Annotated in this window: 15 protein-coding genes; 7 read left to right on the forward strand and 8 right to left on the reverse strand. The window is 38.3% G+C overall.

What is annotated here, in order from left to right; all coding sequences use genetic code 11:
- Positions 1 to 3 precede the first annotated feature (3 nt).
- The 4 genes from P9E47_RS18450 to P9E47_RS18465 all read left to right on the forward strand — a co-directional run bounded on the left by P9E47_RS18450 (position 4) and on the right by P9E47_RS18465 (position 8,008).
- A complete protein-coding gene (locus P9E47_RS18450; RefSeq protein WP_326164333.1) occupies positions 4 to 3,111 on the forward strand; it encodes an efflux RND transporter permease subunit in 3,108 nt (1,035 codons plus the stop codon).
- Between the two features lie 254 nt (positions 3,112 to 3,365).
- Positions 3,366 to 3,827 (forward strand): chemotaxis protein CheW, encoded by a 462-nt coding sequence (locus P9E47_RS18455; RefSeq protein ID WP_003332986.1) that lies wholly within the window; start codon positions 3,366 to 3,368, stop codon positions 3,825 to 3,827.
- Positions 3,828 to 3,832: 5 nt separating this feature from the next.
- Positions 3,833 to 6,403, forward strand: coding sequence for a chemotaxis protein CheW (locus P9E47_RS18460; RefSeq protein WP_326164300.1), 2,571 nt, complete (start codon positions 3,833 to 3,835; stop codon positions 6,401 to 6,403).
- A gap of 18 nt (positions 6,404 to 6,421) precedes the next feature.
- On the forward strand, positions 6,422 to 8,008 hold the full coding sequence (locus P9E47_RS18465) for a methyl-accepting chemotaxis protein (RefSeq protein ID WP_326164301.1): 1,587 nt from the start codon (positions 6,422 to 6,424) through the stop codon (positions 8,006 to 8,008).
- Between the two features lie 58 nt (positions 8,009 to 8,066).
- On the opposite strand, the gene P9E47_RS18470 is transcribed toward P9E47_RS18465, so the two are convergent.
- The 5 genes from P9E47_RS18470 to P9E47_RS18490 all read right to left on the reverse strand — a co-directional run bounded on the left by P9E47_RS18470 (position 8,067) and on the right by P9E47_RS18490 (position 12,598).
- Positions 8,067 to 8,951 (reverse strand): DUF1002 domain-containing protein, encoded by an 885-nt coding sequence (locus P9E47_RS18470; protein WP_326164302.1) that lies wholly within the window; start codon positions 8,949 to 8,951, stop codon positions 8,067 to 8,069.
- 336 nt (positions 8,952 to 9,287) lie between these two features.
- Positions 9,288 to 10,418 carry a bifunctional cystathionine gamma-lyase/homocysteine desulfhydrase gene (locus P9E47_RS18475; RefSeq protein WP_326164304.1) on the reverse strand — a complete coding sequence of 377 codons (1,131 nt, stop codon included), beginning with the start codon at positions 10,416 to 10,418 and terminating at the stop codon, positions 9,288 to 9,290.
- A complete protein-coding gene (locus P9E47_RS18480) occupies positions 10,411 to 11,355 on the reverse strand; it encodes a PLP-dependent cysteine synthase family protein (protein ID WP_003332981.1) in 945 nt (314 codons plus the stop codon). Before P9E47_RS18480 ends, P9E47_RS18475 begins: the two co-directional genes overlap by 8 nt.
- Before the next feature lie 124 nt (positions 11,356 to 11,479).
- Complete coding sequence (locus P9E47_RS18485; RefSeq protein ID WP_003332980.1) at positions 11,480 to 11,941, reverse strand: S-ribosylhomocysteine lyase; 462 nt, start codon at positions 11,939 to 11,941, stop codon at positions 11,480 to 11,482.
- 18 nt (positions 11,942 to 11,959) lie between these two features.
- A complete protein-coding gene (locus P9E47_RS18490) occupies positions 11,960 to 12,598 on the reverse strand; it encodes a class I SAM-dependent DNA methyltransferase (protein ID WP_326164306.1) in 639 nt (212 codons plus the stop codon).
- Between the two features lie 168 nt (positions 12,599 to 12,766).
- Between P9E47_RS18490 and P9E47_RS18495 the strand changes: the two genes are divergently transcribed.
- Positions 12,767 to 13,540, forward strand: a complete 774-nt coding sequence (locus P9E47_RS18495; protein ID WP_003332978.1) for a glycerophosphodiester phosphodiesterase — start codon at positions 12,767 to 12,769, stop codon at positions 13,538 to 13,540.
- On the opposite strand, the gene P9E47_RS18500 is transcribed toward P9E47_RS18495, so the two are convergent.
- Positions 13,537 to 14,469 carry a DMT family transporter gene (locus P9E47_RS18500; protein ID WP_003332977.1) on the reverse strand — a complete coding sequence of 311 codons (933 nt, stop codon included), beginning with the start codon at positions 14,467 to 14,469 and terminating at the stop codon, positions 13,537 to 13,539. The two genes, P9E47_RS18495 and P9E47_RS18500, sit on opposite strands and share 4 nt — an antisense overlap.
- Before the next feature lie 180 nt (positions 14,470 to 14,649).
- Here P9E47_RS18500 and P9E47_RS18505 point away from each other — a divergent pair, with 180 nt between their 5' ends.
- Entirely contained in the window at positions 14,650 to 16,392 is a 1,743-nt protein-coding gene (locus P9E47_RS18505; RefSeq protein WP_326164307.1) for a phospho-sugar mutase, read from the forward strand.
- Between the two features lie 57 nt (positions 16,393 to 16,449).
- Here the strand turns inward: P9E47_RS18505 and P9E47_RS18510 are convergent, their stop codons facing one another.
- Both P9E47_RS18510 and P9E47_RS18515 read right to left on the reverse strand, forming a co-directional pair.
- Complete coding sequence (locus P9E47_RS18510) at positions 16,450 to 16,800, reverse strand: hypothetical protein (RefSeq protein ID WP_003332974.1); 351 nt, start codon at positions 16,798 to 16,800, stop codon at positions 16,450 to 16,452.
- A 107-nt stretch (positions 16,801 to 16,907) separates the two neighbouring features.
- Positions 16,908 to 17,147: a YhdB family protein gene (locus tag P9E47_RS18515; RefSeq protein WP_003332973.1), complete on the reverse strand. Its 240-nt coding sequence runs from the start codon at positions 17,145 to 17,147 to the stop codon at positions 16,908 to 16,910.
- Positions 17,148 to 17,325: 178 nt separating this feature from the next.
- Here P9E47_RS18515 and P9E47_RS18520 point away from each other — a divergent pair, with 178 nt between their 5' ends.
- Entirely contained in the window at positions 17,326 to 17,541 is a 216-nt protein-coding gene (locus tag P9E47_RS18520; protein WP_003332972.1) for a DUF5370 family protein, read from the forward strand.
- Positions 17,542 to 17,772 lie beyond the last annotated feature (231 nt).

The raw sequence follows: 17,772 nt of genomic DNA on the forward strand, positions 1-17,772 counted from the left end.
GCCATGATTGCCTATACAATTAAGAAGCAAAAAATCACATTGCTGTTTTTTGCAATGGTTGTTATTATTGGTTTTTTCAGTTTCTTTCAGTTACCAAAACAGGAGATGCCGGACATCATTGTAAACGTCGCCACGGTAACAACGATTTATCCCGGAGCCTCTCCGGAAAAGGTTGAGCAAAATGTTACTAATATTCTTGAAGAAAAAATAAATGAAATTGAAGATTTAAAATCGATCGAATCAACGTCATCATTAGGACGTTCCGTACTTGTTATTGAAGCAAATGCCGACGTCGATCCAAAACAAAAATGGGATGAGCTGCGAAAAAAGGTAAAAGATGCTGAAAAAGACCTTCCCGAAGATGCCATCCTTCCATTCATCAACGATGATTTAAATAGATCGTTTATTCAATCCTTCAATATAACAGCGCCAACGATAAATGATCTTTATAGTTTGCGAGATAAAGTGGAGGATTGGAAGCAGCAATTAAGGGCGATACCAAATGTTGCCGAGGTGCAGATTCAAGGTCTTCCGGAAAAAGAAGTGCGGATTGAAATTGACCTTGAAAGGTTATCAGCCTATCATTTGTCTTGGACACAAGTATTACATGCAATCAAACAAGAAAATGAGAAGATTCCATTAGGCAACTTGGATATTAATGAGCGTACCTATCAATTAAAGCTTCCAGAATTATATCCAGTAGAGAACCTTGAAAATGTAATTATTACAAGGACCGTCCAAGGCTTTCCTGTCTATCTGCGGGATATTGGTAAAGTCGAATTAACAACTGAAAAAGCTGATTATTTTGCTTATCATAACGGAGTTCCGGCGATTTCTATTAATATCAATGGAGAAGTCGGCAGTGACGTACCATCAATACAAAGAGAAATAGATCCTCTAATCGATCGATTATCGAAGGATTTACCGGAATGGGCTGAGGTGCACCCTTTATTTTCACAGAATGAGAGAGTAAAAGAACTATTCGGTGAACTTGGAAGAGAGATGGTAATTGCGATTGCTGCCGTTTTGTTTGTCTGTACGCTTGGCTTAAATTTATCATCATCCCTTGTTGTCGCTCTAGCTATACCGATCTCACTGGCATTAGGATTAATGTTTTTACCATCCTTAGGCATTACCCTTAATCAAATGTCACTTGTCGGTTTAATCATCGTTCTCGGGATTTTAGTGGATGATGCTGTTGTTGTGAACGATAATATTGAACGAAGACTTCGGGTACTTGGGGAAACGCCGGAACAGGCAGCCGTTAATGGTGCGAAAGAGGTTTCTATTTCGATCATTACAGCCACCTTGGCAACGATCGCTTCGTTTGCCCCATTATTATTTTTAAAAGGAAATGTTGGTTTTTTCATCAAGCCGGTTCCAACGATCATTTCGATGACAATGCTGGCATCAATGGTGATGTCATTAACAATCGTTCCGATTTATCGACGCTGGCGAGAAACTAGAAATCTTCAATTCAATAAAACTCAAAAAGAAAAGCGGTATGCAGGGTTATTAGGAAAACAATTATCTTCTTTAACGAATTGGTATTCAAAGCGGTTAATGCCCAAAATTCTTAACCGCCCGAAACAGGCAAGTATCGTTGGTGTGTTAATTGGTACATGCGCCTATGTTTTAATACCATTTATCCCGATTGATCTTTTTCCAGTTGATGACCGCCCTGAATTTCTCGTTGATATTAGGGTGCCGACAGGACAAAACATTAGAGCGACAAATGAGGTTGTTCATAATGTAACGGAATTTCTGCTAAGAAAAGAAGAGGTTAAAACTGTATCCTCCTATGCAGGTGGTAGTGCACCTAAAATGTTCTTGGGAGACACTGGTGCCGGTGAAGGGATAGAAGTGGGCCAGCTCGTTGTCATTCTAGATAAAAATAAAAAACTGCCGATAGAAATTGAACATGAATGGTCAGAGGAGTTTAAAAAACAGTTTCCAGGTGTACTGATTACGCCAAAGGTTCTTGTTACTGGACCACCGGTTGGAAAGCCGATTGAAATCGAAGTATACGGTGAGGACATTGACGAACTCCGAAATTTATCGCAGCAAATTAAGGAACAAATTGCAGCACTCCAAGGAACTTACAATATCAATGATAATTTTGGTATTGATCGCTATGCGCTTGATTTTAATGTGAATAAGGAATTAATGGATCAAAAATTAGTAAGCTATAATGATTTATCGAAAACACTTCGACTTGTAGGTGAAGGGATTACCATTTCTAAATTTGACGATGGAAAAGATCTTGTCGACATGCAGTTATATGCAAATAATGGAGGGGATGATCCACTTGCTATTTTTGATAAATTATCGGTGCCCAATATAGCGGGTCAACAGATCCCATTATCTGAACTTGTTGAGATTGAACCATCTTTTGCTGCCAGGGCGATTGCCCATAAGAATATGGCTCGAGTTGTTACAATAACGAGTGAGATTCGAGACCGGACAGCAACAGAGGTCATTAAAGAAGTAAGGCCACACTTGGAAAAAATGATACTACCGGAAGGTTATAGTTGGAAAATAGGTGGGGAGACCTCTGAACAAACCGATATTTTCATTGATATGGGAAAACTCTCCGTTGCTGTTTTATTTATCATCATTATTTTAATTGCGATGCAGTTCTACTCATTGTCGTTGCCACTCTTAGTTATGAGTACGGTTTACTTAGCGTTTGCGGGCAGTTTAATCGGACTGTTCATTACGCAAACGCCACTCGGTTTTATGACGATGATGGGCGCCATTTCTTTATCGGGCATTGTAGTTCGTAATGGGATTGTTCTTATTGAATTCATTGAAGAGGCACGCCGGGAGGGTGTTGGCTTGAAAGAAGCGGTCATCAATGCCGGGGAAGCACGTTTTCGCCCAATTTTACTGACATCGGCAACTGCAGTTGCAGGTCTGTCACCATTGGCGATTTCAAGGGACCCATTATTTTCACCGATGGCTATGACAATCATATCTGGATTAATTTTTTCAACGATCTTAACCCTTGTATTAGTGCCATCACTTTATATGGTACTGGCAGGATTTAAGGAAAGAAGAGCGATCAAGAAAATGAAAAGATTAGAAAATGTAATTACTTTAGAAAAATAATAAAAATGGCGGGGGACATTCCTTCGCTATTTTTTTATTTAAGAATGGACTGTGGCGCTTTGGAGTAACGTATAATTCACATTTTGTTTAGAAATGCCAATAAAAACCGTGATATTTTTCACGGTTTACTTTATATCTTTATTAATATAATTTCTTTAACAACATTGGTATGTTGTTACATAATGTATATTTTAAGCATTTCAAAATAAGTAAAATATGCCTTTAGAGTTTTCTAGTTTTGTAAGGAGGGAGACATGGTGAAACAGATAGAAAATACGCCTGAACTTCAACAATATACAGTGTTTTCAATTGGAGAGCAGCTTTGCGCATTATTAATCGAAGAAGTCGTTGAGATTATTCGTGTTCATCCAATTACAGAGGTTCCTGGTGTTAAGGACTTTATCTCAGGAATGATTAATTTACGTGGAAGCATCATCCCGGTTATTGATCTGCGAAAACGATTTCGTATGAATGTCCCTCCATTCCATAAAAAGACACGCATAATTATCATACATAATCAGGGTGAAAATATTGGACTAATTGTCGATGGGGTAACGATGGTCACATATGTTGAGCGGAAAAATGTGGAGCCTCCTCTAGAGATGTTTAATACGCTTGAAAAAGATTGTTTTAAAGGATTTGCGAAAATAAACGAACAATTTATTGGTATTTTAAATCTAGAAAAAGTTTTATTTCCCTATGATGAGGAGGTGTAGTTAAGATGGATTTGGATTTATCTGTGTATTTAGGGGTCTTTTTAGATGAGGTGGATGAGCAGCTAGAAATTTTGGAAAAAGAAGTATTAAATCTAGAGCAGGATCCAAAAAATGCCGAAACTATTCAAAGTATTTTTCGAGCTGCCCATACCCTTAAAGGCTCCTCTGCAGCAATGGGTATTGAAAAAATGAAAGAATTAACCCATAAAATCGAAAATGTCTTCGATTCCATTCGTAATCAACAACTCCATGTAGATGCAGCGATCATTAATGTTATTTTTGAATCGATTGACCTAATAAAACGCTTAAAAGAAGCAATCATTGATGGCGCGATTGACTCTATCGATATATCCGACCTTATTGCAAAACTAGAATGGACCAAAAACAATAAACTAGATGATGGAAATCATTCAGTCCATGAAATAGAAGTGGTCAAGAACGATTCAGCTGACACGGCGGATTTCCCTGAAGTGATTCTAGATGAATACCAAAAGGATATGGTAGAAAAAGCATTCGAACTTGGCATGAATGCAATTGTTGTCTATGTTGTTTTGAATGACAAATCGCTGTTGAAATCGGTTAGGGCCTTTTTGATTCACAACAACTTAAAGGAATTAGGGGAGATTATCGCTTCCTTTCCAGCGCCAGAAGTCATTGAAGCTGAGGAAAAGTTCGCGGGCAGTTTGGCCTTCATTATTGTTACTAATGCCCAAAATAAAGAGGTATTCAATGTTGTCAATAGTATCTCAGATATCCAAGCGATTCATTTAACCATACTTACTTCTTCCAATCTTGCAAGCTATTGTGTAGGAAAAAAGATGGGAATTGTTGAACAAAGTTCATTAGAAACCGAAGAGAATGGCAAAAAGTCTACATCGCAGGTGAAGGTGAACCCAACTGTTCGGATTGATGTGGAACGGTTAGAGGAATTGATGAACCTCGTTGGGGAATTGGTCATTAGTCAAACGAGACTAACGGATGTTCGAGGAAGATTAGCGGAACGATATTCAAGTGATCCTGATATTGAAGGGTTCCAAGAGGTAGAAAATAATTTTGGACAAATCATTAGTGAGCTTCAAGAAAGGATCATGAAGACAAGAATGCTGCCAATTGAGCAGCTATTCAATCGTTTTCCACGAATGGTTCGCGATCTTGCCCAAAAGTCATCAAAAGAAGTCAACTTTATAATAGAGGGAAAAGAAACAGAGCTTGACCGCAATTTAATTGAGGAAATTGCAGATCCGATCATTCATTTACTGAGAAATTCACTTGATCACGGGATCGAACCCCCAGAAGAACGAGAAGGATTGGGGAAAAATCGTCAAGGTACGGTGATGTTAAAAGCTGCTCATGAAGAAAATCATATTGTGGTCACCATTTCAGATGATGGCAAAGGCATTGATACGGAAAAAATTAAACAGTCGGCCATTAAAAAACATCTGATTAAGGAAGATGAAGCGGAACAAATGACGGAAAAGGATTTAGTTTTCCTCATTTTTAAATCAGGTGTATCAACTGCCAAAACCATTACTGACATATCCGGTCGCGGTGTTGGCATGGATATTGTACGCAGTCATATTGAAAAATTAAATGGAATGATTGACATACAAACAAAAGTCGGGGCAGGGACGACTTTTACAATCAAGCTGCCATTAACATTGGCGATTATCCGCTCACTTCTTGTCCAAATAGGTGAAAAACAATTTGCAATTCCACTAGTGAATGTTCAGGAGATTATTCGATTAAGCAAAGAGGAGATCAAAACCATTCAAAACCAAGAGGTTGGAATTGTTCGTGATCGAGTCCTCCCGCTTGTTAGACTACATAAACGGCTCGACGTAAGTGAGGATAACATCCTGAATAAAAAACGAATATTTGTTGTTGTACTTGGGTTAGCAGAAAAGAGAGTCGGAGTCATTATTGACAAAACACTTGGGAATCAAGAAATTGTCATTAAATCACTAGGGAAATATATCGGAACACCCAAATATATTGCAGGTGCCACGATTATGGGGGACGGCAATGTCACCCTTATTTTAGATGTTGGTTCCATCGTCAATGAAGAAGGTACAAAAGATGTCACTAATAATCTTCCAAGCAATGAAACAAGAAGAAATGAAAAGACATTACAGTTGACAACCTTCAGGCTGGGAGATGAAGAGTATGGAATAGTGATTGATAAAGTGAAAGATATAATAACAGTACCAACCATTACCCCTGTCATTAATTCTCCGTTTTCCATTATAGGAATGATGAATTTACGGGGAAAGCTCATTCCGGTCATGGATTTACGAGAGCGGTTTGGAATATGTCAACAACAACGAACTAGAAAGTCTCGAGTGATGGTAGTTCAGGTTCAGAATGAACTGATAGGTTTATTAGTCGACCAAGTAACACAGGTATTAAAAGTAAATGAAGAGTTAATGGAACATGCTCCGAGGTACGAAAGCCAAATAGAAGAAGCCTATATACAAGGAATCTGCCATTTAGAAGAGAGACTTATTATTCTGCTTAATATTGATAGAGTGATAGGAATAGAAAGGCTACTTCAATTAAAGCAGTTGGCTGATCAATAACAACTGGAGGAAATAGAAATGAGCTGGTTAAAAAACATATCTGTAGCAAGAAAGTTTCTCTTGTTAATCATAAGTAGTTTACTATTTATTGTACTTGTCGGGGGGGTTGGTTTTTATAATTTAAACCAAATGGTCAGCCGTTCGAATGATATGTACGAAAATAATTTATTACCTATCAAATGGATCAATGACTTAAGAGCGCAAACACGTGCGAATGAGGCATTAATGAAAGAAATGATGATCACCAAGGATAAAACAAAAATCAGCGAAATGATTAGAGAGATTGAAGAACGAGGGAAAGTATCGGTTAATGACGTCAATGACTATAAAGGAACAAAACTGTCTGATTTCGAAAGTGAACGACTTCCGCAGGTTGAAGACCTTTTAAAGGAAATTCAAACAGAACGCGAACAATTATTTTCTATTATTGATAATGGAAATACGGAAGAAGCACATGAAATTTTTGAATCAAGATTAGCACAGCCTATTAATGAACTAAATGTCATGCTGCAGGAACTAGCTGATTATAATGCAAAAGTAGCAGACGAGCTGCAAAATGAAATAAATAGTCAGGAAACAACAACCACTATTTTTATGACAGTTATCATTGTTCTTGCTGCTGTCCTTTCTATCCTTTTAGGAATGGTCATTTCTCGCATTATTACAAATCCAATAAAAGGGCTTGTTGGTGAAATGGCGAAGGCCGGGGAAGGAGATTTAACGGTTCATATTGACTACACTTCAAAAGACGAAATAGGAGTATTAGTAACTTCCTTTAATCAAATGATTTCTAATATGAATAGGGCGATTGCCGAAGTAACAGAAAATGCAACGAGTCTCGCTGCTAGTGCTGAAGAAATTTCAGCAAGTACGGAAGAGATTGCGTCTGGTAGTGCTCAGCAGGCGCAAGATACTAACACTTCTATGGATATGGTGACAGAAATGACGAATGCCATTCAAGCAGTTTCAGAAAATGCACAAAATGCAGCTAGTCTGGCAGACCAAACTGTGGGAGCAGCTGAACAAGGAGGTTTAGTCCTAAATGATACCATTGTTGGCATGGAACAAATTAGTACAAGTATTCATGATTTAGCAGATAAATCTGTCCAAATAGGTGAAATTATTGAAGTGATCGATGATATTGCGGAGCAAACAAATCTACTTGCCTTAAATGCGGCAATAGAGGCTGCACGTGCAGGTGAAGCAGGAAAAGGCTTTGCCGTAGTAGCTGATGAGGTGCGAAAGCTTGCCGAACGAAGCAGTAAAGCAACGAAAGAGATTTCTGAACTAATTACGATTATTCAAGAAAACACGAAACGGTCTGTAGATTCAGTTGCAATCGGAAATCAAAGAGTCGAGAAGGCTGGCTCAACATTTAAAGATATTGTAAAGCTTGTAAAAGACTCCTCTGCAAAAGTAACGGAAATTGCAGCAGCAAGTGAAGAGGAAGCGGCCCAAGCACAAGAGGTACTACTTTCCGTCCAAAATATTGCATCTGTAACGGAGGAAACAGCGGCAGGCATTGAAGAAACAGCTTCAACAGCTACAGACTTGGCGGGTATGGCAGAGGCCTTAAGTCAGTTGGCATTAAGATTTAAGATTTAACAATCAAAGGGGGAGTTTCTAATATAGGAAACTCTCCCTTATGATTATGCTATTATTTTTAAGCTTCAGCTGCTCCAAAAAGTCCTTTTAACCAATTTAGAAATGCAATCAGACCATCAATAATATTTTTCATAATTCCTTGTGTTCTTTCATCCTTCATAAAATCTTGAAGGCGTTCAGATACATATACTAAATCATTTTTTACCTGATTCCAGTCGATGTTCATATTTTTCATTTTATTAAATAAATCTATTAACCCTTGTTTTTCAGCATCGGTTAGTTGGATGCCTAGTTCGGCTGCAATACGGTCAATTAATGCTGATACCTGTTCATCTGTTAAGTTCGGATTATTCGCAATCTCCTCTTTAATTCGTGTGAACAATGCCGTTGCTGCGTCCGCTCCGATACGCTCGCCTAATTGTGCTGTTTTCACCATTTCCTCATTTGCAATTTGCTTTTGCTCTTCTGGAATCACTTTTTCACCAGATACTTCATAAGCCTTGAGGATGCCTGTTAATCCGGCTGTTCCTGAAACTTCAAAAGGTGCTGTTACATAGATGTCTGCATCTTTTACACCAGCGGTAATCAATGAATTGGAGTACATATCCTCTGTAACCCAACTGATATTTTTGGTTTCTACATTAAGACCTGAACCAGCCTCTTTTAAAGTAATTTTGGCTGATGAAATGGCTTTTGAGCCAATTTGGGCTTTATTTATGTATTGACCTAAGTATTTGTGTTCTTCTGCATTGCTGACCGTGACAATGGTATCTCCTTCTTGATAGCCCATCTCCTGTTTTATCGCTTCTTGTTGTTCAGGCGTTAAATTTTCTCCAAGCGTAATAATGACATCACCAGGCTGAGCGTCGGCATAACTTATTTGCGCCGGAAGTGCAAAACTAAACAGTAATAGCAACCATCCAACGATGATTTGTTTTTTCATTTGTAAAAAATCCTCCTTCGATTCTGAACACAAAATCTATTGCAATTCATAATAAACCATTTTAGCACAGAAACCTAATTTGAAAAGAAAAAAGAAGCCCTTTACATATAGGGCTCCTAGGTATTTGTGCATTATTGTCTAACTCCAGCGCCCAGTAAACTTCGCTAAACGGGCGCTTCCGCTTTTCTATGTCCAGCTCCAGCGCCCCGCGACTCGTAAACTTCGCCCACCTCCCTACGATAAGTCAACATCGAATCGCTATTGCTCTTCGTGTTTCCTTTATCTCAGTCGATGGGCTCCAGTTTATACGTCGCTAAACGGGCACTTCCGCTTTTCTTATTTCAATGCTTGTGCTAAATCTTCGATTAAATCCTCTACATCTTCCAGTCCGACAGAGATACGAACAAGGCCGTCGGTAATGCCAAGTTCTGCACGGCGTTCAGCAGGGATGGAGGCATGAGTCATTTTGGCAGGAAGTGAAATCAAGCTTTCAACTGCACCTAAGCTTTCTGCAAGTGTAAAGTATTTCGTACGGCGCAAAAGGTCTTCGGCTTTTTCAGTACTGCCGACATCAAAGGAGATCATGCCACCAAAGCCTCTAGCTTGTTTTTTATGAATATCATGACCTTTATGGTTAACGAGTCCTGGGTAGTAAACTTTAGAAACAGCATCATGCTGTAGTAAAAAGTCAACAATGTGCTTCGTGTTTTCTTCAATTTCTTCCATGCGGATACCTAAAGTTCTTATCCCTCTAATTAATAACCAAGAATCCTGTGGACCAAGAATGCCACCAACAGAGTTTTGGATGAAGTGGAGCTGTTGACCAAGCTCTTCAGAATCTACTACTACCAATCCTGCTACAACATCACTGTGTCCACCAAGATATTTGGTCGCACTGTGGAGAACGATATTGGCTCCAAGCTCAATCGGATTTTGCCAGTAAGGTGTGCTGAATGTGTTATCCACGATAAATAATAGTTCATGTGCCTTAGCCATTGTAGAAACAGCTTCGATATCTGTAATTTTTAATAATGGATTAGTTGGTGTTTCAACATAAATCGCTTTTGTATTTGGTTGAATCGCTTTTTTAATTTCTTCACCGGAACTTGTATCTACAAATGTAAATTCAAGATTGAAGCGAGTTAGTACTTTAGACATTACACGGAAAGTTCCACCGTATACGTCATCTGTAATAATGACATGATCACCAGCAGATAAAAGCATCATCACAGAAGTTATGGCAGCCATTCCGGAACCAAAAGCAAAGCCGCGAGAGCCGCCCTCGATATCACGGATCAAAGCTTCAACCGCTTCACGTGTCGGATTTCCTGTTCTAGCATATTCATAAACGAAATTTCCTACGCCTTCTTGTTTAAACGTACTTGAATGATAAATGGGTACAGACACGGCACCTGTATGTTTGTCTCTGGCTATGCCACCATGAATGAGTTGAGTTTTTTTACGCATATTTTTCACTCCAAAATTCTTGTTTTTTATATATACCTGAACTTAAATAACGTTCACTGCTATCTGGAAAGATTGTAACAATATTTGTACCAGGTTTTGCCGCTTGTGCTTCACGCAAGCTTGCTTCAAACGCTGCTCCTGAAGAACTTCCCACTAACAGACCGCATTTTTGTGATAGTTCACTCACACGATTAAAAGCAGCATCATCACTTATCGTATGAATCGCATCAAAAAGATTAGTGTTCACAAAAAGCGGGATAAATTCCATGCCGATACCTTCGGTTCGATGCGGCCCTGATTCACCGCCGTTTAGAATTGAGCCTTCAGGCTCAACAATTACGGTTTTAATAGCAGGATTTTGTTCTTTTAAATATTGTGCTGTGCCCGTGAAGGTACCACCTGACCCAGCTCCTGCAACAAAGACGTTAACTTGGCCCTCTAATGCATTCCAAATTTCAGGACCTAATGTTTCAAAATAGGTTTCCGGATTAGCCGGATTTTCAAATTGCTGGGGGCAATAAGAATTGGGGATTTCATTTAAAAGTTCCTTTGTTTTAGCGATGGCTCCTGTCATCCCATCCTTTGTTGGCGTGTTGACTACAGTAGCTCCTAGAGCACGCATGAGCTCCTGCTTTTCAACGCTGAATTTCTCTGGAACGACAAACATAACGTTAATCCCTGTACCAACAGCTGCTAGGGCAAGTCCAATTCCGGTATTACCCGCGGTAGGTTCAATAATCGTACCGCCAGCAGCAATATAGCCTTTTTCAAGGGCTGTTTGCAACAGCTTTTTACCAAGACGATCTTTAACGCTTCCGCCTGGATTTAAATATTCAAGCTTTGCAAAAAGGCGGACACCTTCAGGTAGTTCAAATTGTGTTATTTCAACTAAAGGTGTATTCCCTATTAGTTCATGCACATGTTTATAATATTTCATTTATAGCACCTCAAGAATTTAAGTTGAATGCACCTTACAATTATAGTGTTTTCCGAGATGAATAGTTGGTTTTGATGAAGTTTTTTGGCGTTGCCTATATACGGCAACGCCTTTAAAGGATATTTTACGCGAACACTTCTGTCCATTCCTCTTTATGGGCAAGCATGTTTTTAGCAACTTCCTTCGCACCTTCTAAGCTGTGGCTCGCAGCCCATCCACATTGGATTTCATTGCAAGCAGGCACCTCTGTTGCCGTTAAAACATCATTTAATGTTTTTTCTAATACATCTAGGATTTCTTCATAATTTGAATGGTTGATCACTTGAAGATAAAAACCAGTTTGGCATCCCATTGGTCCAATATCTAGAACACAGTCCAAGTGATTACGAATAAATTCAGCCATCATATGCTCCAAAGAGTGAAGAGAAGGCATCTCCATATGCTCTTTATTAGGCTGGCAAAAACGAATATCGTATTTGTATACTTTATCGCCATTAACACCTTCGGTTGTTCCGACTAATCGTACATAGGGTGCTTTCACTTTTGTGTGATCAAGATTAAAGCTTTCCACATTCATTTTTTGCATCTAAAACAGACCTCCAACTTATTGTTTTTCGGCCTCTATTAACCAAACGAATTTGTTTAATTGTTTGAAAGTTACATAGAAACCGTGCTCGGTAAATTGTTCACGGAGTACATCTTGCATTGTATAATATTCGCGATTTAAGTCATCAACCAAATTCTTGTAGCCTTTTTGTTCCGCGTCCTCTATTATAGCATGTTTTGCATCTGAATTTTCATATACAGTATCTGCAAATACAACTTTTCCACCTTTTTCAAGTAAGTGGCTGTACTTTCCAATCGCTACGTTTTTTTCTTCATCAGTAAGGTGGTGGAAAGCCCAAGTACTTACAATTGCATCAATTTTAATATTTAATTCTGGTAAGTTTAAAAAATCGCCGTCAAGCAGGGAAAGAGTTGGCACTTTTTGCTTTGCCATTGCTCGCATTTCTTTAGATGGCTCGATACCTATTACATTATGGCCTTTTTCAAGCAGTTTTTTAGACAGGTTGCCTGTCCCAACACCAAATTCAATGACCGTTCCGTTCACTTTAGAAGCAACCTCTTCTAAAATTTCATCGTAGCCTTCAAATACTTCTTTATATTCTTCATCATGACCTACTACTGTATTGTCATAGCTTTCTGCCCATTCATCAAATAACTTAATAAATTCACGTCCCATATGGTACACTCTCCCTAAATCGAATAAAAATACATAATTCCTATCAATATACTATGTTTAATTTGATTTAATGACACTATACCATGATTATCAATGAAAAACAATGAAAAATTGTTACTTTGTTTAGTGTATTAGGCATAAATTAAAATGAAGGGAAGGATCATTTCAATGGAAAAAATCAGGCCATTAATTATTGCACATCGCGGAGCATCGGGGGAGGCACCGGAAAATACATTGGCTGCCTTTCAATTAGGTTTAGAGCAGGGATGCGAAGGCATTGAATTGGATATTCATTTAACAAAAGATGGACATTTAGCCGTTATCCACGATGAAAATATTAAAAGGACTACAAACGGCGAAGGGATCATTGGTGAAATGACAACGGCAGAGCTAAAAAAATATGATGCAGGCAGCTGGTTTTCAAATAAATATAAAGGTGAGAAAATACCACTTTTAGAGGAAGTTCTCGATCTTGTACCGAAAGAGATAGTAATCAATATTGAAATAAAAAACATTCCCTCCTTCTATGTGGGAATTGAAGAAAAACTGTTAGATTTACTGCAGCGATATGACCGAATTGATCAAGTAATTGTCTCTTCTTTTGACCATCAGTGCTTGTATCGCTTAAAAAAACAAAACGGAAATATTAAAATCGGCTTGTTATATTTTGAGAATGTAGTGGATCATGTAGGTTTTGCAAAACTGTTCGGACTTCCGGTGGAGTCATTACACCCTGACCAGAGAGCGCTTCGAGCCGATGATGTCCGGAAAGCAATTGAAAATGGATTAAAGGTGTTCGCCTGGACATGTAATTCGGAAGAATGTATGAAAAGAATGATTGATTATGGGGTTAGCGGGATTATTACAAATTACCCAGCCAGATTAAAATCGTTAATCGAAGGAAAACAAAAGGTTAAAAAGAAAAAGTGGGGCTTGTTTTAACCCCCACTTTTGGCTTGATTTTGAATAGCTGTGATAGGTGTTTTTCTAATAAATATACCTGTTGTAATTAAAACTCCGAATATCGTTATCGCACCGCCAATTAATTGGGCGGATGTAAGTGTTTCTCCGATAAATGAAATTGCAAATATAGATGCAAAAACAGGGATTAGGTTTAAAAATGGGGCAGCCTTCCCTGGACCAAGATCAGCCACCGCTTTATTCCAGCTTAAAAATGCACCAATGGAAGCAAAAATCCCAATATATAGAAATCCTAAAATGGAGGTAAAGGTTATCGTCATTGGTTTATCTACGATCCATTCATATACAGCAAATGGTGCCAGAATTATCATGCCGATGATAATTGTAACTAGGAACGAACCAGCAGCCGGTAGCCTGCCTGTATTTTTCTTAACGATGACTGAATAAATGGACCAGGAAGTAATCGCAACAAGCATCCAAAGCTCTCCTTTATTAATGGAGAAGGATAGAAGCGCTTCAAGTGAACCACGGCTAACAATCCAAGTTACACCAATAATTGAAAAAACAATCCCGATCATATGTCTTGTATAGACTTTTTCTTTTAAAAATAAAAATGACAAGAGTCCGATTAAGGCTGGTGTTGGCGCGTTAATAAGAGCTGCATTAATAGATGTTGTATAGTGGACGGCAATATACAAAAGCGTGTTGAACCCAACGATTCCTGTTAGTGACATCCAAAACAATGTTTTCCATTCCCTTTTCCATAAAGGAATGTTCGCCACGAGCTCGTTTTTGGCGAAGGGCAAAAAGAATAAAAAAGCGACTACCCAGCGGATAAAAGCTAATGTAAAGGGCGGCATTGTGGCAGCAAATCCTCTTCCAATCACAAAGTTACCGCCCCATAATAAGGCTGCAATGACTAGTAATATATATGGTGATCTCCAGTTCAATTTAGTTAGTCCTCCTGCAGTAAAAATATTCAGAACATACCGCTTATTTAAGACCTAAGTATACCACCTAAAAAATTCCTTGTGAATTTATTGTTAAAAATAAAGAAATTAAAAGGAGAATGAAGTGAGAAAATATAAATACTATTAGGAGAGGTAAAGTAAAAAATGGGAGGAAGTTGAATGAACTGGAAAGAGCAGTATGAACGATGGGCTACCTATGAAAATTTAGAAGAGGAGCTAAAACTAATTTTACAAGATAAAAAAGACGATGAAAAATGGCTAGAGGATAGCTTTTATAAAAATTTAGAATTTGGAACCGGTGGAATGCGCGGGGAGATGGGACCTGGTACAAATCGGATGAATGTGTATACAATTCGAAAAGCTGCAGAGGGACTGGCAAGATACATAGAAGCAAATGGTGAGGAAGCGAAAGCCCGAGGAGTGGTGATTGCATATGACTGTCGCCATAAATCACCTGAATTTGCGATGGAGGCTGCCAAAACTTTAGGTTTCCACGGTATTCAAACCTATATTTTCGATGAATTAAGACCGACTCCGGAGCTCTCATTTGCAGTGCGATACTTACATGCTTATTCCGGAATCGTCATTACGGCTAGCCATAACCCGCCAGAATATAACGGTTTTAAAGTGTACGGAAACGATGGATGTCAATTACCACCGGCTGCTGCTGATAGAGTGATCGAAAAAGTCAATGAAGTTGAAAATGAATTAACGATTGAAGTGGCAAGGGAAGAAGATTTAAAGGCGAAAGGTCTGTTACATATCATTGGTGAAAATATCGATAAAGCTTATATTGAGCAAGTGAAGACCATTTCCCTTAATCCACAATTGTTTGAAGAAAATAATGTCAAGGTTGTCTTTACACCTTTACATGGTACTGCCAACAAACCTGTGCGTGCGGGACTGGAAGCATTAGGCTTTAAAAATGTGACAATTGTGAAAGAGCAGGAGCTCCCCGACCCTAATTTTTCAACTGTGAAATCTCCAAATCCGGAAGAGCATGCGGCCTTTGAATTAGCGATTAAAGAAGGTATGAAGGTTGATGCTGATTTGTTAATTGGAACCGACCCGGATGCCGACCGCCTTGGAATTGCAGTGAGAAACGGCTCTGGTGATTATGAGATTTTAACGGGAAATCAAACTGGAGGAATCCTTCTTCATTATTTGTTATCAGCGAAGAAAACAAAGGGTATCTTACCTTCCAACGGTGTAGTCTTGAAAACGATCGTAACGTCTGAATTCGGTCGTGCGATTGCAGAAGATTTTGGTTTGGATACAATTGATACGTTAACCGGATTTAAATTCATCGGTGAAAAAATTAAAGAATATGAACAAAGCGGAGAATACATATTCCAATTTGGCTACGAAGAAAGCTATGGCTATTTAATCGGTGATTTTGCAAGGGATAAGGATGCTGTTCAAGCAGCAATATTGGCAGTAGAAGTTGCTGCATACTATAAAAAACAAGGCATGACATTATATGATGCTCTTCTTGATCTGTATGCCAAGTATGGTTTTTACCGTGAAGGATTAAAATCATTGACGTTAAAAGGAAAAGAAGGGGCCGAGAAAATTCAAGAAATATTAACGACATTCCGCAAGAATCCGCCAGCCGAAATGGGCCATTTACAGGTTGTTCAAATTGAGGATTATTTAACAAGCGAGAAAAAGAGTGTGGCAAATGAAAAGTCCGGGAAGGCTGAAAAAATCGATTTGCCAAAATCAAATGTACTAAAATACATTCTTGAAGACGGTTCTTGGTTCTGCTTACGTCCATCCGGCACCGAACCAAAAGTGAAATTCTATTTTGGTGTTAGAGGCAACTCACTTGACAACAGTATCGCAAAATTAGATGAAATCAGCACAGATCTAATGAATAAAATTGATCAATTGCTTAATTAACAAAAAGCCCACATTGTGGGCTTTATTGCTTTGGTGCCTGTCCCCATACTGCGGTTTTTAATGGTACGTAATCGTATATGTGCCGTCCTCCGTTTTGATCGATATATGGTTTGGCTGTACATGAGTATGGAGTTTATTCGTTAAAGGAATTTCGTATATCTCATAGGGTATTTGTTCGTATTGGGCGGACGATGTACCGATTCTTCCTTTTCCATGTATCTGTAAAACGTAAGGCGATACATAACCGTCAATTGTGGGAGGCCGTTCATGCAGGTTAGCCCTAGATAGAGTCATCGTTGTTTCATCCGTATCACGATTCAGCTCCTTTGTAATGTGAATTAATTTTCCATTTAAATTATTTAACGTATCTTGCAGTTGAATATCATCTTCAGTTGGTCTAATGTCCATTTTCTTTCACCTCAGGTACTATGTTTTCCAAAAAGGAAGGCTGTCAGAAATGACACCTTCCTTAATTTTACTCGTATATATTAAAATTTATTTAATCATACTAACAATTAGCCATAAACGGAAGCGGAAGACGGAACAGATGATAAGGCATGGTCCACATACGTAAGAAGATGATACGCTTTATTCTCGATGACTGAATAATCTCGACTGAAATTACAGGCATGGAGGAATTGTTCAATCTTTTTTGATAAAAAATCATCCTTTGTACGCACCATTAATATCAGTAAATTATCCCATTCTCCCCTATTCATATAAAACAATGCTTTGTCATAATCCACAGCACTCATATTCACATTCCCCTTTCGAAGAATTGAATATAGTTTATGATAAAAAAAAAGTTTTACACTCCGACGATTTCAGTAAATGTTGACATGGGAATACAAAACTAATCAAATAAGAAATATAAATAATTCATTATGGTTAAAATAATCGACAGGACAATGAATCAATAAAGGTGGTAATTTCATGGGTGCGATTGAACGAGAAGGCTACGTTTTTCATGTTGAATATAGCCAAATTGCCAAAACAGTGGCAATACATGTAACTAAAAAAGGACAGTTCGTTAGAGAATTGACATTCCCATTTGCAGGCATAGAACCAACCCAAGAGCAAATTGAGAACAAAATTGAAGAATATTTAGGTATGCCAACTAAAGATGAAGAACCAGAGTCCACCTGTTAACCAGTAGGCTCTTTTTCTTTTTTCTGAGTGAACGTATTTAATATTGGAATACTTTTACTATTCATCACAAACCAAATTAGCAAAGGGCCTAAAAAATTAAAGGTAAATACTGCAATTACCACTGTCCACAAAAACGGGGTTGTATTTAAAACATTTACATATATCCAAGAATGATACAAATCCACACTAATAACGCCCTTTCATAAAAAAATTATTCGGAATTTCACTCAC

Origin of the sequence: Schinkia azotoformans, assembly GCF_035811335.1 — a bacterium.
GTDB lineage: Bacteria > Bacillota > Bacilli > Bacillales > Bacillaceae_J > Schinkia > Schinkia azotoformans.

Excerpts from the sequence above, each read along its gene's own strand:
- P9E47_RS18450 (WP_326164333.1), top strand. The coding sequence starts at position 4 with ATGATTGCCTATACAATTAAGAAGCAAAAAATCACATTGCTGTTTTTT.
- P9E47_RS18455 (WP_003332986.1), top strand. The coding sequence starts at position 3,366 with ATGGTGAAACAGATAGAAAATACGCCTGAACTTCAACAATATACAGTG.
- P9E47_RS18460 (WP_326164300.1), top strand. The coding sequence starts at position 3,833 with ATGGATTTGGATTTATCTGTGTATTTAGGGGTCTTTTTAGATGAGGTG.
- P9E47_RS18465 (WP_326164301.1), top strand. The coding sequence starts at position 6,422 with ATGAGCTGGTTAAAAAACATATCTGTAGCAAGAAAGTTTCTCTTGTTA.
- P9E47_RS18470 (WP_326164302.1), bottom strand. The coding sequence starts at position 8,951 with ATGAAAAAACAAATCATCGTTGGATGGTTGCTATTACTGTTTAGTTTT.
- P9E47_RS18475 (WP_326164304.1), bottom strand. The coding sequence starts at position 10,418 with ATGCGTAAAAAAACTCAACTCATTCATGGTGGCATAGCCAGAGACAAA.
- P9E47_RS18480 (WP_003332981.1), bottom strand. The coding sequence starts at position 11,355 with ATGAAATATTATAAACATGTGCATGAACTAATAGGGAATACACCTTTA.
- P9E47_RS18485 (WP_003332980.1), bottom strand. The coding sequence starts at position 11,941 with ATGCAAAAAATGAATGTGGAAAGCTTTAATCTTGATCACACAAAAGTG.
- P9E47_RS18490 (WP_326164306.1), bottom strand. The coding sequence starts at position 12,598 with ATGGGACGTGAATTTATTAAGTTATTTGATGAATGGGCAGAAAGCTAT.
- P9E47_RS18495 (WP_003332978.1), top strand. The coding sequence starts at position 12,767 with ATGGAAAAAATCAGGCCATTAATTATTGCACATCGCGGAGCATCGGGG.
- P9E47_RS18505 (WP_326164307.1), top strand. The coding sequence starts at position 14,650 with ATGAACTGGAAAGAGCAGTATGAACGATGGGCTACCTATGAAAATTTA.
- P9E47_RS18510 (WP_003332974.1), bottom strand. The coding sequence starts at position 16,800 with ATGGACATTAGACCAACTGAAGATGATATTCAACTGCAAGATACGTTA.
- P9E47_RS18515 (WP_003332973.1), bottom strand. The coding sequence starts at position 17,147 with ATGAGTGCTGTGGATTATGACAAAGCATTGTTTTATATGAATAGGGGA.
- P9E47_RS18520 (WP_003332972.1), top strand. The coding sequence starts at position 17,326 with ATGGGTGCGATTGAACGAGAAGGCTACGTTTTTCATGTTGAATATAGC.